Origin of the sequence: Paractinoplanes tereljensis (assembly GCF_016862435.1) — a bacterium.
GTDB classification, from domain to species: domain Bacteria; phylum Actinomycetota; class Actinomycetes; order Mycobacteriales; family Micromonosporaceae; genus Actinoplanes; species Actinoplanes tereljensis.
The window spans coordinates 225,120-239,178 of record NZ_BOMY01000042.1 but is presented as its reverse complement, the minus strand read 5'-3'; the positions used below and the strand labels follow the sequence as shown (position 1 = coordinate 239,178).

General features: G+C 69.1%; 14 protein-coding genes. 3 read left to right on the top strand and 11 right to left on the bottom strand.

The window, feature by feature from the left end; translation table 11 throughout:
- The first annotated feature begins 27 nt into the window (after positions 1–27).
- On the top strand, positions 28–1,800 hold the full coding sequence (locus Ate02nite_RS33440) for an NAD(P)/FAD-dependent oxidoreductase (protein ID WP_239147901.1): 1,773 nt from the start codon (positions 28–30) through the stop codon (positions 1,798–1,800).
- Here the strand turns inward: Ate02nite_RS33440 and Ate02nite_RS33435 are convergent.
- The 10 genes from Ate02nite_RS33435 to Ate02nite_RS33390 form a co-directional block, all read right to left on the bottom strand.
- Entirely contained in the window at positions 1,783–2,532 is a 750-nt protein-coding gene (locus tag Ate02nite_RS33435; protein WP_203811860.1) for a phosphotransferase, read from the bottom strand. The genes Ate02nite_RS33440 and Ate02nite_RS33435 overlap by 18 nt on opposite strands.
- An 81-nt stretch (positions 2,533–2,613) precedes the next feature.
- The gene (locus Ate02nite_RS33430; RefSeq protein WP_239147910.1) at positions 2,614–3,780 is read right to left on the bottom strand and encodes an NAD(P)/FAD-dependent oxidoreductase; all 1,167 of its coding nucleotides are present in this window, start codon (positions 3,778–3,780) and stop codon (positions 2,614–2,616) included.
- Positions 3,781–3,829: 49 nt separating this feature from the next.
- On the bottom strand, positions 3,830–4,810 hold the full coding sequence (locus Ate02nite_RS33425) for a Gfo/Idh/MocA family protein (RefSeq protein ID WP_203811859.1): 981 nt from the start codon (positions 4,808–4,810) through the stop codon (positions 3,830–3,832).
- Positions 4,807–5,742, bottom strand: a complete 936-nt coding sequence (locus tag Ate02nite_RS33420) for an aldo/keto reductase (RefSeq protein ID WP_239147900.1) — start codon at positions 5,740–5,742, stop codon at positions 4,807–4,809. Before Ate02nite_RS33420 ends, Ate02nite_RS33425 begins: the two co-directional genes overlap by 4 nt.
- The gene (locus Ate02nite_RS33415) at positions 5,739–6,749 is read right to left on the bottom strand and encodes an NAD-dependent epimerase/dehydratase family protein (protein ID WP_203811858.1); all 1,011 of its coding nucleotides are present in this window, start codon (positions 6,747–6,749) and stop codon (positions 5,739–5,741) included. Before Ate02nite_RS33415 ends, Ate02nite_RS33420 begins: the two co-directional genes overlap by 4 nt.
- An 11-nt stretch (positions 6,750–6,760) precedes the next feature.
- A complete protein-coding gene (locus tag Ate02nite_RS33410) occupies positions 6,761–7,120 on the bottom strand; it encodes a tautomerase family protein (protein WP_203811857.1) in 360 nt (119 codons plus the stop codon).
- 14 nt (positions 7,121–7,134) lie between these two features.
- The gene (locus Ate02nite_RS33405) at positions 7,135–7,869 is read right to left on the bottom strand and encodes a carbohydrate ABC transporter permease (protein ID WP_239147899.1); all 735 of its coding nucleotides are present in this window, start codon (positions 7,867–7,869) and stop codon (positions 7,135–7,137) included.
- Between the two features lie 53 nt (positions 7,870–7,922).
- Positions 7,923–8,867, bottom strand: coding sequence for a carbohydrate ABC transporter permease (locus Ate02nite_RS33400; protein WP_239147898.1), 945 nt, complete (start codon positions 8,865–8,867; stop codon positions 7,923–7,925).
- Positions 8,864–10,234, bottom strand: a complete 1,371-nt coding sequence (locus tag Ate02nite_RS33395; protein ID WP_203811855.1) for an ABC transporter substrate-binding protein — start codon at positions 10,232–10,234, stop codon at positions 8,864–8,866. The genes Ate02nite_RS33400 and Ate02nite_RS33395 overlap by 4 nt, the downstream gene beginning before the upstream one ends.
- Before the next feature lie 131 nt (positions 10,235–10,365).
- A complete protein-coding gene (locus Ate02nite_RS33390) occupies positions 10,366–11,397 on the bottom strand; it encodes a LacI family DNA-binding transcriptional regulator (RefSeq protein ID WP_239147897.1) in 1,032 nt (343 codons plus the stop codon).
- Positions 11,398–11,500: 103 nt separating this feature from the next.
- Between Ate02nite_RS33390 and Ate02nite_RS33385 the strand changes: the two genes are divergently transcribed.
- Positions 11,501–12,736 (top strand): endo-1,4-beta-xylanase, encoded by a 1,236-nt coding sequence (locus Ate02nite_RS33385; protein WP_239147896.1) that lies wholly within the window; start codon positions 11,501–11,503, stop codon positions 12,734–12,736.
- Here Ate02nite_RS33385 and Ate02nite_RS33380 read toward each other — a convergent pair.
- Positions 12,697–13,053 carry a glycoside hydrolase family 18 protein gene (locus Ate02nite_RS33380; RefSeq protein WP_239147895.1) on the bottom strand — a complete coding sequence of 119 codons (357 nt, stop codon included), beginning with the start codon at positions 13,051–13,053 and terminating at the stop codon, positions 12,697–12,699. The genes Ate02nite_RS33385 and Ate02nite_RS33380 overlap by 40 nt on opposite strands.
- 110 nt (positions 13,054–13,163) lie before the next feature.
- On the opposite strand from Ate02nite_RS33380, the gene Ate02nite_RS33375 reads away from it, so the two are divergent.
- Positions 13,164–14,057, top strand: a complete 894-nt coding sequence (locus Ate02nite_RS33375; protein WP_203811853.1) for a DMT family transporter — start codon at positions 13,164–13,166, stop codon at positions 14,055–14,057.
- Positions 14,058–14,059 lie beyond the last annotated feature (2 nt).

The window sequence follows — 14,059 nt, the reverse complement described above, 5'->3', positions numbered from 1 at the left end:
GGTATGCGTGCCGGTTTCGTGGACGGCATGACTTCCCCCAAGCAGCGCGTCGATGACTGGCTGGCGTCCTTCGAGTCCGCGTTGCGGGCCCGGGACGTGCGGGCCGCGGCCGACCTGTTCGCCCCGGACGGTTTCTGGCGGGACCTGGTCGCCTTCACCTGGAACATCACCACCGTCGAGGGCCCCGACGGCGTCGCGGACCTGCTGGCCGCCACCCTGGACGAGGCCGACCCGAGCGGCTTCGAAGTGACCGAGGAACCGACCGAATCGGGCGGCGTGGTCGAGGCGTGGATCCGGTTCGAGACGGCTACCGGGCGCGGGACCGGGCATCTGCGGCTCAAACCCGAGGGCGCGTGGACGCTGCTGACCACGCTGCGTGAGCTCAAGGGCTTCGAGGAGAGTCAGGGCGGGCGGCGGCCGCAGGGTGTCGAGCACACCCTGGCCAAGGGGCGGCTGACCTGGGCCGAGCGCCGGGCGGCCGAGCGGCAGGACCAGCCGTACGTGGTGGTGATCGGCGGCGGGCAGGGCGGCATCGCGCTCGGGGCCCGGCTGCGGCAGCTCGGCGTACCGTCGGTGGTGATCGACAAGAACGAGCGGCCCGGCGACCAGTGGCGGCAGCGGTACAAGAGCCTCTGCCTGCACGACCCGGTCTGGTACGACCACCTCCCTTACCTGCCGTTCCCGGCGAACTGGCCGGTCTTCTCCCCGAAGGACAAGATCGGGGACTGGCTGGAGATGTACACCCGGGTGATGGAGGTGCCGTACTGGTCGTCCTCGACGGTGCGGTCAGCTACCTACGACGCGGCGGCCGGTAAATGGACGGTGACCGTCGAGCGGGACGGCGACACCATCGAATTAAGACCAACGCAGCTGGTCTTCGCGACCGGCATGTCCGGCAAACCGAACTACCCGGCCTTCCCCGGGCAGGACGTCTTCCGGGGCGAGCAGCAGCACTCCAGCCAGCACCCGGGCCCGGAGGCGTACCGGGGCAAGCGGGTCGTGGTGGTCGGCTCGAACAACTCGGCCTTCGACATCTGCGGTGCCCTGTGGGAGCACGACGCCGACGTCACCATGGTGCAGCGCTCCTCGACGCACATCGTCAAGTCGTCGACGCTGATGGACGTCGGGCTCGGCGACCTCTACTCGGAGCGCGCGGTCGCGGCCGGCGTCACCACCGACAAGGCCGACATGATCTTCGCGTCGCTGCCGTACCGGATCATGCATGAATTCCAGATCCCGCTGTACGAGGAGATGGCCTCCCGGGACGCCGACTTCTATGCCCGGCTGGAGAAGGCCGGGTTCCGGCACGACTGGGGTTCCGACGGGTCCGGCCTGTTCATGAAGTACCTGCGACGCGGCTCCGGCTACTACATCGACGTGGGCGCGGCCGAGCTGGTCGCCGACGGCCGGGTCAAGCTGGCCCAGGGCCAGGTCTCGCACCTGACCGCCGACGGCGTGGTGCTCGAGGACGGCACCGAGCTGCCGGCCGACCTGGTCGTCTACGCCACCGGGTACGGCTCGATGAACGGCTGGGTGGCCGACCTGGTCGACCAGCCGACCGCCGACCGGATCGGCAAGGTCTGGGGCCTCGGCTCGGACACCCCGAAGGACCCCGGGCCGTGGGAGGGCGAGCAGCGCAACATGTGGAAGCCCACCCAGCAGGAGAACCTGTGGTTCCACGGCGGCAACCTGCACCAGTCCCGGCACTACTCGCTCTATCTGGCGTTGCAGCTCAAGGCCCGTTACGAGGGCCTGCCGACCCCGGTTTACCGGCTGGCCGAGTCACACCACCGTGGGTGACCAGAAGTCGTCCGGGAGACCCTCGACGTCGTTCGCGGCCTTCTCCAGGAGGGCCGCGATCGGCAACAGCGGGCCGTCGGGCATCTGCCGGATGAAGGTGGCCTGGCGCCGGGCCCGCTGCGGGACGGCCTGGGCGAAGACGTGCCGGTCACCCTCGTAGCCGTATGCGTCGAGGAAGAGATGCAGGCGGCGGGAGCGTTCGGCCGGGTCGGTGAAGCCGTCCGGCGCGGCCAGCGGCACCCAGGGCAGCGCCGAGAACGCCAGGTCGGACTCCCGGGTGGACGGGCCGGCGGTGTCCCAGTCGTAGAAACCGACAAGCCGGTCGCCGTCGACCACCGCGTTGTAGGGCGCGGCGTCCTGATGTCCGACGACCAGGCCGGGAGCCATCGTGCCGCCGATGAACCACTGCTCGCCGGCCGGCGGCGTGAAGCCGGCGGTCAGGTCGTGCAGGCGGCGCAGCCACCGGCCCACCTGGACCAGCATCGCGTCCGAGGTGGCCCACCCGGGCCAGGGGAACCGGTCGCCGATCATCTCGCCCGGCAGGTAGGTGAGCATCTGCCGGCCCTGCTCGTCGAAGCCGAGCGCGCGGGGCGCGGCCTCGAACCCGGCCTCCTCGAGATGCCGCAGCAGCGCGTGCACGGTCGGGCTGGAGGGCGCGGCCGGCTTGTGCACGATGCCGTCGATCAGCACAGCGCCGGTGGTGCGCCCGCCGGGCAGCGTCGTCTCACTCATCCGTCCTGTCTACCGGGCGCGCTGCGGCCCGGAAACCGAATTAACGGTGCCCGGGCCGTCCGTCCACGCCGAATCCGACCGCTACGAGCTGACCAGCCGGCCGATGTTCTCCGGGTTGAAGAACTCGGCCGGGGAAGTCACGCCCGAGTTGAGGCGGGCGAACGCGTCCATCGCGGGCTGCTTGCCGGCGATCGCCGAGACCAGCTGGATCATCTGCTCGTCCGGCGGCTGCAGCGACGCGATGCCCAGCGTCATCTGGTAGTGCGGCATCGCGCGGGTGTCCCGGCGGGACTGGTAGCGGGCCAGCGCCTCGGCGAACGGGGCCTTGCCGCTGAGCGCCTCGTCGAGCGAGCCGGCCAGCTCCTCGGCGTCGAGGAAGGCGTCGGTGATGCCCTGCGCGGTGATGAAGTCGCGGCTGTAGCCGGCGTCGCCGACCAGCGCCCAGCCCTCGCCGAACGGGACCCGGAAGTAGTTGGGCACCGAGGCGCCGACGATCCGTTCCTCACGTTTGGCGTCCCGGATGCGCTCGGTGAACTCCGGGGAGGTCGCGAACGTCTCCATCAGGGTGGCCTCGACGTCGTCGCGGTGCTCGGCCAGCTCGGCGTGCGGCCAGCCGCCGACGACCATGGTCAGGCCGTCGTTGGTCGGGCACACCGCCCAGCCCCGGCCGGGCCGGCTGTACGCCTCGAAGGTGTCGGTCGGCAGGTTGCTCCAGTACGAGTAGTAGCCCACCGTCAGCGGGGGATGATCCTCGTACGCCACCGCCTGCACGTCCTTGGCCACGACCGAGTTGCGGCCGTCCGCGCCGACCACAATTTTGGCCTGCTCGGTGACGCCGTTGCCGCCGCGGACGCCGGTGACCCGGCCGTCGGTGAAGACCAGTTCCTCGACGCTGAAGCCCTCGCGCACCTCGACCCCGGCCGCCACCGCGGCGTCCAGCAGGATCTTGTCGAGCAGGGTGCGACGCGGGGCGTACGCGTACGGCGACTCGGGGGTGCCCGGCGCGCCGGCCAGGGTGAGCGGCCCGAAGTCGAACGAGTAACGCCCGACCGGCGGGCAGCCGGTCGCGGTGACCTGGTCGAGCAGGCCCCAGCGGCGCAGCGCGGACACGCCCGGCGGGTGCAGCACGTGGGTCGACACGGTATCGCTGGGGAACGTCGACCGGTCCACCAGCAGAGTGCGATAGCCCTGGCGGGCGAGCAGCATGGCCAGCGGCGAGCCGGCACACCGTGCCCCCACCACAATCACGTCGTACAAGATTGCCCCCTCGGCCGTCCCGCCACAGTGGAGGCCGAGATTACTCCCAGCGGGACCGGTCGAACCCGGCCGCCTGGTAGATCGCGTCGATCACCGTCATGGTGGCGATCGAGTCGTCGCCCTCGGTCGGCAGCGGCTGGCCGGTGCGCAGCCCGTCGAGGACCGCTTCCAGCTGATGGTCGTAGGTGGTGCGGCCGGCGACGGTGGACAGCCGGGGCACCCCGTCGATCTCCAGCCGGATGCTGTGCCCGGACGACGGGAAGACGATGTTGTCGGCAAGCAGGGTGCCGCGCTCGCCGGTCAGGGTCAGCGCCGACTTCAGCGTCACGCCCTCGACCATGCTGCACGTGATCGTCGCGGCTACTTCACCAGGGAAGGTCAGCTCGGCCCGCATCGACATGTCCGCGCCCGAGGGGTTCCGGGTGGCGGTCGCGGCGTTGACGACCGGCGTGCCCGGAAACAGCGACCGCACCCAGTGCACGGGATAACAACCCAGGTCCATCAGGGCGCCGCCGCCCAGTTGCGGTTCGTGCCGCAAGGTCCCCGGGGCGTACGGGTTGGAGCCGTCGAAAACAGCGTCGACCCGGGTGATCCGGCCGAGGATCCCGTCCGCGACCGCGCCCCGGAGGTACGCGCTGAGCGGGTGGTAGTGGTCGTGGAAGGCCTCGATCACCCGCCGCCCGGTCTCGGTGGACGCGGCGATCACCCGCCGGGCCTGCCGCGCGTTCATCGTGAACGGCTTCTCGCACAGCACGTCCTTGCCGGCCCGCAGCGCCGAGATCGTCCAGTCGGCGTGCATCGACGGCGGCAGCGCGTTGTAGACGAGGTCGATGTTCGGGTCGGCCAGGAGTTCCTCGTACGAGTCGTAGGCGTGGGCGATGCCGTGCTCCGACGCGTACGCCTTGGGGTCCGATCGGGAAGCGACCGCCGCGACCACGACGTCGTCCCGGCGGCGCACCGGAAGAAGGACGGCGGCGCCGGCGATGCCGGCCGCGCCGAGGAGTCCGATTCTCGTGGTCATCGCGGGTCCAACCAGAGTGAGGAGGGCGGGACCAGACAGTCCAGTTCCGCCCAGAGCGGGTCCGGGATCGGCGTTTCGGCCAGCGCGACCGTTTCGGCGACCCGCGACGGCGAGGAGACCCCGACGACGGTCGCGTCGACGAACGGCGCACGCAGGGAGAACTGTAGTGCGGCGGCGGCCAGGGGTACGCCGTTCCGCGCCGCCGCCGCCCGCATCTCCCGGGCGGCGGCCGCGATCCGCTCGTCGCGCGCGCCGTACGCGTACTTCTGCTGGGTTTGATTCGCCAGCATGCCGCCGCCGTACGGCGCGGCGTTGAGCACCCCGATCCCGCGGTCGTGCGCGTCCCGGAAGAGCTCGGCCGCCGAGCGGTCGAGCAGGGTGTAGCGGTTGTGGGTGAGCACGACCTCGAAGATCCCGGTGTCGAGGTATTGCCGCATGAGGCCGACCGGGCCGCCGGCCACCCCGAGGTGCTCGGCCAGCCCCTCCCGTTTGAGCTCGGCCAGCGCCTCGACCGGGCCGCCGGGCGCCGTCGCCGAAGCGAAGCTGATCCGCTCCGGGTCGTGCAGGTGCAGCAGCTGGATCCGGTCGAGGCCGAGGCGGGACAGGCTCTCCTCGAGCGAGGCCCGCACCCGGGCCCCGGAGAAGTCGCCGGTGCGCGGATCGGGATCGACCTTGGTGGCCAGTACGACGTTCGCCGGCAACCCGCGGCCGCCCAGAGCCAGCCCGATCCGACGCTCGGCCGAGCCGTCCTCGCCGTACCCGTTGGAGGTGTCGATGAAGTTGATCTTGTTGTTGGCCAGCACCGCGGTGACCGTGGCGACCGCCCGTTCCTCGCTGACCGGGTAGCCGTAGAGGCCGGGCATGCTGGCCAGCGGGCTGGTGCCGACGCAGAGCGCCGACACCTGCAGACCGGTGTTACCCAGGGTTTTCATTGCGCTCCAGCGAAAACGGCGCGGGCCTTGTGGTACGCCGCGACGACCCGGTCGAGTATCGCGTCGGTCTCGTCGCCGGCCGGCACCGGGTGGTCGGCCCGCCGGGCCACCATCCGGGCGACGGCGCGGTGGAAGGTGAGCCGGGGCGCGAAGCCGGGGACGAAGGTGCGGATCTTGGTGGTGTCGAAGACCGCGCTGTGCCCGAGGTCGCCGACCATCTCCTCGGACCAGAACCACTCCGGCGCGACAAGCGGAAACATGTCTGAGGCGACGTGTACGAGCTTGGCCTGCACGCCGAGCGCCTCGGCGACGATCGTGTAGATCTGGTCCCATGTGTAGATGTCGGAGCCGGTGATGTTGAACGTCTCGCCGATCGCCCGCGGGTTGCCGAGCAGCCCGACCAGGCCCTGCGCGAAGTCCTCGGCGTGCGTGAGCGTCCACAGCGAGGTGCCGTCGCCGTGCACCGGGACCTCCTCGCCGCGGGCGATCCGCTCGACCATCGCCCAGCCGCCGGGCAGCGGCGGATTGGCGTCGTCGTAGGTGTGCGAGGGCCGCACGATCGTCACCGGAAGGCCCTGCAGGGCCTGCTCGGCCTCCCATTTCGCGGTGGCGTAGGCGAGCGGTGGGTTCGGCCCGGTCGGCGTGGACTCGGAGATCGGCACCTGCCGGATCGGCTTGGAGTAGATCGAGGCCGAGCTGATGTGCACGTACTGCCGGGCGCGGGCGGCGAAGAACTCGGCCTTGCGCCGGGCGTCGGCGGCGTCGTAGGAAAGGAAGTTGACCACCGCGTCGAAGGAACGGTCGCCCAGCGCGGCCGCCGTCTCGGAGACGTCAGCGGTTAACTTTTCGACGCCTTCGGGCAGCTCACGGCCTCGCTCGTTAACGCCACGATTGAGAACGGTCACGTGCATGCCGGCCGCGGCGGAGAGGCGTACGCAGGACGCGCTGATGGTTCCGGTGCCGCCCAGGTAGAGCACCCGCAGCGGCGCGGAGTCGTGTTGAAGCATCGAGTTTCCCCTCAGAGCTTTCCGGCGTACCAGTCTTCGAAGCCGTTCTCGGTCAGGCTGATCAGCACGTCCTCCGGCCGGATGCCCAGCGGCTCGAGACGATCGACGACGGCCTGGAAGAACTTGCGCTTCGTCGCCACGTCGTACATGTGGACCGCGATGACCCGTACGACCAGAAGGTTTTGCCGTTGAACGTTGTTGTAAGCGGGGTCGAACTTGAGCTCGCCGGCGTCGTGCGGGGTGAAGATCTGGAAACGGTCGTCGGCCGGGATGCCGAGGGCGGCGATCTGCGCGTCGTGGATCGCGTCGCCAATTGCGGCGTGGTGCTTGTCGAACGTGTCCCGGGCAAGGTGAACCTGAATGAGCGGCACGGAATCCGGCCTTTCTACTTGATCGCGCCGGCGCTGAGGCCGCGCTCGAAGAGGCGCTGGAGGCTGAGGTACGCGACGATCTCGGGAATCGCCGTGATCACCGCCGACGCCAGGATCTTGGTCTGGTCGTTGCTGAACTCGCCGACGAAGAACTGCGGGACGAGCGTGATCGTCTGGAGATCCGGCGACTGCAGGAAGACCAGCGGGAACAGGTAGTCGTTCCAGGCCGCCACCAGGGTGAAGATGAGTACGGCGGCGCCGATCGGCCGGGTCAGCGGGATGACGAGGTAGATGAAGCCGCGGTATGAGTTGGCGCCGTCCACCCGGGCCGCCTCGAACAGTTCGTCCGGCAGACTGTTGATGAAGTTCCTGGTCAGCAGCACCGCGAACGGCACCTGCAGGGCGGCCAGCGGCAGGATCACCGCCCAGTACGTGTCGTACAGACCGAGTTTGGTGTCGGTGGCGAACAGCGGCGCCAGCAACACGACCTCGGGCAGGGTGAGGCAGGCCAGCAGCAGCCAGAAGTAGACCTCGCGGAACCGGATGTGCAGCTTGGCGAACCCGAACGCGGCCATCATGGTCACCACGTAGACCAGCACGATCACGGCCGCCGCGATGATGAGGCTGTTGACAAAAAACCTTCCAAAACCCGGCACTCTGAGTACGGCCTGGAAGTTGCCGAGGCCCTCGCCGGCGAACGCCCCCTTGACCATCACGACCAGCGGGAACGCGAACGGGATGAGCAACACGGTGGCAAAGATCTGAAGAAAGATCCGTCCGGTACGGCTACGTATCTCGAACATCAGCGGCCCTCCCGTTCCCGGCCGGCGAACTGCAGCGCCAGCGCCATCAGCAGGGCGACCACCAGCAGGACGATGGAGAGCGCCGCGCCGTAACCGACGTGACTGAGCGGGATGGTCTGCCGGTAGATGTAGGTGCCGAGGAACTCGGTGGCGTAGTTCGGGCCGCCGATCGTCACCAGGTAAGGCACGTCGAAGGTCTTCAGCGCCCCGATCGCGCCGAGCATGGCCAGCGCGACCGTGGTGCCGCGCAGCTCCGGCCAGATGATGCTGCGCAGGGTGCGCAGGTTGCCGGCGCCGTCGATCCGGGCGGCCTCCAGCACCGACGGGTCGATCTGGGTCATCGCCGCGTAGTAGAGGACGAAGGTGACCCCGGTCCACTCCCAGATGGTGATGAACATGATCACGGGTAGGGCGGTGGAGGTCTGCCCGATCCACGGTTGGGCCAGGTCGCCGAGTCCGATGTGCCGCAGCACCGCGTTGAGCTCCCCGTCCGGCGCGAACATGTGCCGGAACACCGGCGCCATGATCGCCGGAGCGAGCACCACGGGCACGAACACGATGACCTTGTAGATAGCCGCGAGTTTCAGCTTGCTGTGCATTAGGACGGCGAACGTTAGTCCGACTAACGTTTGGACGACGAACGTTAGGACGAAGAACAAAGCCGTGTGCCGTACGGCCGCCCAGAACACCGGGTCGTGCAGCATCCGCGTGTAGTTGTGGGCTCCCACGTGCTCCGGACCAGGGCTGATGCCGTCCCAGTTCAACGTCGAGATGTAGCCCGTGTACCCGATGCCGTAATAGATCAGCCCGACGCTGAGTACGAGGGCCGGCAGGATCCAGGGGAGACCCGGCGGACGACGGGGGCCGCGACGACGGCCACCGCCGTCCGCCTCGTCCGAGACGCTCGCCGCCCGATGCAGGGTCGGGGTCGAGGTCCCGGTCACTTGAAAGTCACGCCTGCGGCCTCGGCGGCCTGCTGGAGAGCCTTGGCGGCGTCCTCCGGAGTGGACTTGCCGGTGGCCACCGAGGTGGCGGCGGCCAGGATGCCGGTCTGCACGTCCGCGCTGAGCAGGGACTCCCGCGGTTCGGTGATCGAGCCGGACTTGGTGATCAGGTCCTCGACCGGGCCTTTCTGGGTGGCCGGGTCGACCAGCTCGATCTTGGTGAAGTCGGGCTCGACGCCCTTGACCGAGGGGATGTCGTTGAGCTGGTCGGCGATCGCCTGCTGGCCCTCGGCCGAGGTGGCCATCCACTTCACGAAGGTCTCGGCGGCCGCCTTGTTCTTGCTCTTGGTCGAGATGGCCAGGCCGAAGTCGGCGTCGCCGTACATCTCGCTGGTGTTGCCGGCCCCGGCCACATCGGGGAAGGCGGCCGGCACAATCGGGAACGGCTTGGCCCCGCTCACCCCGGCGGCCGACAGGGCCGCGGTCATCGCCTTGGTGGTGGCGTACTGGGTGTACCAGGTGCCCATCATGATCATGCCGTACTTGCCGGTCAGGAAGTCGTTGTTGGCGTCCGGGTACTGCTGGTAGCCGACCGCGCCCTCCTGCATGATCCCGCTGTCGAACAGGTCCTTCCAGATCGCCAGGGTCTTGACGATGCCCGGGTCGGTCCACTTGGCGTCGCCGGTGGACGCCTTGCTCCACAGGCCGGGCTGCACCGAGTTGGCGATCGACTGCAGGGTGTCCTGGTCGAAGCCCTCCTGGGCGGCGCCCTGCACGAAGCAGCCGACCTTGTTCTGCTTGAGCACCTGGCAGACGTGCTTCCACTCGTCGAGAGTGGTCGGCGCGGTCAGGTTGTACTTCTTGAAGATGTCGCCGTTGAGCCAGAGCATCCCGGCGTAGACCGAGCCGACCGACATCGCGGTGAGCTTGCCACCGTCCTGAGTGGATTCTGTGGCAGTCAGGCCGCTGATCCCGATCGGGGCGACCTTGTCCTTCCAGCCGGCGCCAAGCGCGTCCTCGGCCAGCTTGGTCTGGTCCTCGGCGAACGACTTGAACTGGGTGACGTACGCCCCGGGCTGCATGTCGAAGACGTCCGGGCCGTTGCCCGAGGCCAGCGCCGGGCGCAGCGCGGCGACCCAGTCGGAGATGTTGACCAGCTTGTAGTTGACCTTGATGTCCGGGAACTTCTGGTTGAACGCGGCGATGTAGGCGTTGGCCGTCGCGGTGTCGGTCGGCGTCCAGCCCCACCAGTTGACGGTGCCGGAGGTCGCGGTCGACGCGTCGGACTCGCTGCTGTCGTTGCCGCCGCAGGCGGCGAGAGCGGAGATGGCCAGGGTGGCGGCGGCGAAAACGGGCAGAAGGCGCATGGAACCCTCTCCATTCATAGATGGAGTCAAGAAAGAAATTGGGGTTGGGTCGGCGAGAGCCGTTACGACGATGTTTCGTGTTGTGCGACTGAGGCTAGGTCGCGCGAAACGTTTGCGTCAAGGTTTCCTGATCAGTTGGAAATGTTTCGCGCAGCGACCGGTGCAGCGGTGCTGCCGCGGACCACCAGCGTCGTGTCGATGTCGATCCGGCTGAAGGCCATCTCAGGCTCGTCGTTCAACCGCATCACCAGGCGCACCGCCTGCTCGGCCATCGCCACCAGGGGCACGTGCACGGTGGTCAGCGGCGGGCCGGCCCACTGCGCGATGGTCAGGTCGTCGTAACCGACCACGCTGAGGTCGGCCGGGATGCTCAGGCCCAGCGTGCGGGCGGCCTCGTAGACGCCCAGCGCGTACAGGTCGGAGGAGGCGAAGATCGCGGTCGGCCGGTCGGGCAGCGAGAGCAGAGCCCTACCCTGCTCGAGGCCGTCGGCGTGGTGGAAGTGGCCGGGCCGGATCAGCTCGGGTTCGCTGGTCAGGCCGGCCGAGTCGAGCGCGGCGCGATAGCCGGAGAGCCGGGCGGTCGAGGCCATCATGTCGGCCGGGCCGGTGATGATGCCGATCCGGGTGTGCCCGAGGTCGATCAGGTGCCGGGTGGCCTGGTAGCCGCCACTCCAGTCGGCCGAGCCGATCGACGGGGTGTCCGGCGCCGGGGTGCCGGCCGGATCGACCATGACCAGCGGAATGTTGCGCGAGCGCAGCCGCTGCCGGTCGTCGGCCGACAGCTTGCAGGCGATCAGGACAACCCCGACCGGCTGCCGCCGGAGAACATCATCAACCCAGTGCTCGTACGGCGTGGCCTGCTCGGTGGCGCCGCTGAGCACCATGCCGATCCGCTGCTGCCGGGTCGACTGCTCGATGCTGGCGAGGACCTCACTGCCGAACGGGCTGTCCACCTCGTAGCAGAGCACGTCGAGCAGCGGCGCGGCCTGGCGTTTGCCGCTGCGCTGCTGGTAGCGGTGGTCCTGCAGGAGTGCCTCGATGCGTGCGCGGGTCTCGTCGGAGACGCCGGCCCGGCCGTTGAGCACCTTGGAGACGGTCGACACCGACACGTCGGCCAGGGCGGCGACCTCGAAGAGAGTCGCTCGGGAGGTCGCTCGGGGCATGCGCATCACCCTATCTGTGGGCGGAGTGGTTGACCTATGCTGCCGTTGCCTACGACAATTTCGCAATCTCGCGCGAAACTTTTCTCTCTTCGGGAGGCGTCAGATGATGAAGCACCGCATCGGCGAGGTCACGCTCACCGTGCTCGGGCCGGACGGCCATCCGTTCGCCGACCGGGTGGTCACCGTCGCTCAGCAGCGGCACGACTTCGCCTTCGGCAACATCGGCTTCGACTTCATCCGCCCGGTCGGGGGTCCCGGCCAGCCCGGCTACTTCGGCGGCGGCGAGCACATCGACCTGGACACCCTCGCCGACGCGTGGCTCGGGCTGTTCAACACCGCGACGTTGCCGTTCTACTGGGGTGGCTACGAGCCGCGGCGCGGTGCCACGGACGCGGTGCGTCTGGAAAAAACCGCGCGCTGGCTGGCCGAGCGCGGCGTCACGGTCAAAGGGCATCCGCTGCTCTGGCACACCGTGCAGCCGGACTGGCTGCTCGGGCTCGAGCTCGATGAGGTGGAGGCACTCACCCGGGCCCGGATCCGTGACCTGGCCGGTGGCTACGCCGGGCTGATCGACGTGTGGGACGCCATCAACGAGACGGTGATCATGCCGGTCTTCAGCAACGGGGACAACGCGATCACCCCGCTCGCCTGGGACCGCGGCCGGATCGCGATGGTGCGGATGGCGTTCGAGGAGGCACGCGCGGCCAACCCGGGGGCGACACTCATCCTGAACGATTTCGACCTTTCCTCGGCGTACGAAATCCTGATCGAAGGGGTTTTGGAAGCCGGCATCCGGATCGATGCGATCGGCCTGCAGACCCACATGCACCAGGGTTATCGGGGCGAGGAGTACATGCAGAAGACGCTCGACCGGTTTGCTCGGTTCGGGCTTCCGCTGCACATGACCGAGACGACGCTGCTCTCCGGTGACCTGATGCCGGCCGAGATCCAGGACCTCAACGACTACCAGATCCCGTCCTGGCCGAGCACGCCCGAGGGGGAGGAGCGGCAGGCCGCCGAGATCGTCCGGCACTACCGGTCGCTGGTCGGGCATCCGGCGGTGCAGGCGATCAATTACTGGGGGATCACCGACGACGGGGCCTGGCTGGGCGCGCCGGTCGGGCTGCTGCGGGCCGACGGCAGCCGCAAGCCGTCGTACGACGCCCTGGCCGGCCTGATCAAGGGGGAGTGGTGGCTGCCGCCGACCGAGATGCGCACGTCCGCCGACGGCGAGGTCACCGTGTCAGGTTTCTTCGGTGACTACACCGCCGACGGCGTGGCCTTCTCGATCTCTCCCGGTCAGCCTCCGTACCCGGCGAAGATCTTGCTGAACTCGTAGGGCTGCTGGCTGATGTTCGTGCACCGCAGGCCGGGGTTGGCGCGCTGCAGGGCGGCCAGCGCCTGCGAGCGGCGGGCCACCGAGGTGGGATCGGCGGTGGCGGCGCCCTCGATGTCGAGGTCGATGTACTTCAGGTTGTACGCGGTGACCACCGCCTGATACTCGGCCTGCAGTGCGGCGACGCTGGTGCAGGCCTGGGCCAGCTCGATGCCGGTGGCCCCGCCGAACGAGATCTTCACGTCACCGCCCCGGGCCCGGACGGCGTCGATCTGGTCGCGGGCCCAGCCCTGCCGCGGGTCGTACGCGTTGAACCACATCGCCTTGCAGGCCGACGCGGTGATGAAGGCGAGCGTGACGTTCTTGAGGTTATTTTTCTGCGGCTCGTATCTCGGTTGGCCGTCCGGGGCGCCGGTGTTAGCTTCCGCGCATGTCGATCATCCCGAGAGTCCGGCACGGCGCCGTCATCGCCGCGGGCGTGACCGTGCTCTTCTGGGCATCGGCGTTCGTCTCGATCCGCAGTGCCGGCTCGGCGTACTCGCCCGGTGCGCTCGCGCTCGGCCGGCTGGCCACCGCGGCGCTGCTGCTGGGCGCGTTCGCCCTGGTCCGCCGGGTCGGCTTCCCCGCCCGGGCGGCCTGGCCGGGCATCCTGACCTCCGGGCTGCTCTGGTTCGGCGGCTACATGGTCTTTCTCAACTGGGGCGAGCGCCTGGTCGACGCCGGCACCGCCGCGCTGATCGTCAACGTCGGGCCGATCCTGATCGCGCTGCTCAGCGCCCTGCTGCTGGGCGAGGCGACGACCCGGCAGCTGTGGATCGGCATCGCGGTGTCGTTCGCCGGCACCGCGGTCGTCGGCCTGTCGATGTCCGGCGGCGGCGGATCGTCGCTGCTCGGCGTGCTGCTCTGCCTGCTGGCCGCGATCACCTACGCGATCGGGGTGGTCGCGCAGAAGCCGGCGCTGCGGCACGGCAGCGCCCTGCAGATCACCTTCTGGTCGGCGCTGGTCGCCGCGGTCGCGCTGCTGCCGTTCGCCGGGGTGCTCGTCGGGGAGGTGGCCGACGCGCCGTTGCCCGCGACCCTGAACATGATCTATTTGGGCGTGGGGCCGACCGCGATCGCGTTCACCACCTGGGCGTACGCGTTGGCTCGCACCACGGCCGGCAAATTGGGTGCTACGACGTACGTCGTACCGGCCCTGGTGGTCTTGATGTCCTGGCTTTTTCTTTCCGAAGTGCCGGGGTGGCTCACTCTGGCCGGTGGCGCGCTGTGCCTCGCGGGTGTCGCGGTGTCCCGGCGTTCCGGTTCGGCCCGGCGTTCTGCTTAGGT

Excerpts from the sequence above, each read along its gene's own strand:
- Ate02nite_RS33440 (WP_239147901.1), top strand. The coding sequence starts at position 28 with ATGACTTCCCCCAAGCAGCGCGTCGATGACTGGCTGGCGTCCTTCGAG.
- Ate02nite_RS33435 (WP_203811860.1), bottom strand. The coding sequence starts at position 2,532 with ATGAGTGAGACGACGCTGCCCGGCGGGCGCACCACCGGCGCTGTGCTG.
- Ate02nite_RS33425 (WP_203811859.1), bottom strand. The coding sequence starts at position 4,810 with ATGACCACGAGAATCGGACTCCTCGGCGCGGCCGGCATCGCCGGCGCC.
- Ate02nite_RS33420 (WP_239147900.1), bottom strand. The coding sequence starts at position 5,742 with ATGAAAACCCTGGGTAACACCGGTCTGCAGGTGTCGGCGCTCTGCGTC.
- Ate02nite_RS33415 (WP_203811858.1), bottom strand. The coding sequence starts at position 6,749 with ATGCTTCAACACGACTCCGCGCCGCTGCGGGTGCTCTACCTGGGCGGC.
- Ate02nite_RS33395 (WP_203811855.1), bottom strand. The coding sequence starts at position 10,234 with ATGCGCCTTCTGCCCGTTTTCGCCGCCGCCACCCTGGCCATCTCCGCT.
- Ate02nite_RS33390 (WP_239147897.1), bottom strand. The coding sequence starts at position 11,397 with ATGCCCCGAGCGACCTCCCGAGCGACTCTCTTCGAGGTCGCCGCCCTG.
- Ate02nite_RS33385 (WP_239147896.1), top strand. The coding sequence starts at position 11,501 with ATGATGAAGCACCGCATCGGCGAGGTCACGCTCACCGTGCTCGGGCCG.
- Ate02nite_RS33380 (WP_239147895.1), bottom strand. The coding sequence starts at position 13,053 with ATGTGGTTCAACGCGTACGACCCGCGGCAGGGCTGGGCCCGCGACCAG.
- Ate02nite_RS33375 (WP_203811853.1), top strand. The coding sequence starts at position 13,164 with ATGTCGATCATCCCGAGAGTCCGGCACGGCGCCGTCATCGCCGCGGGC.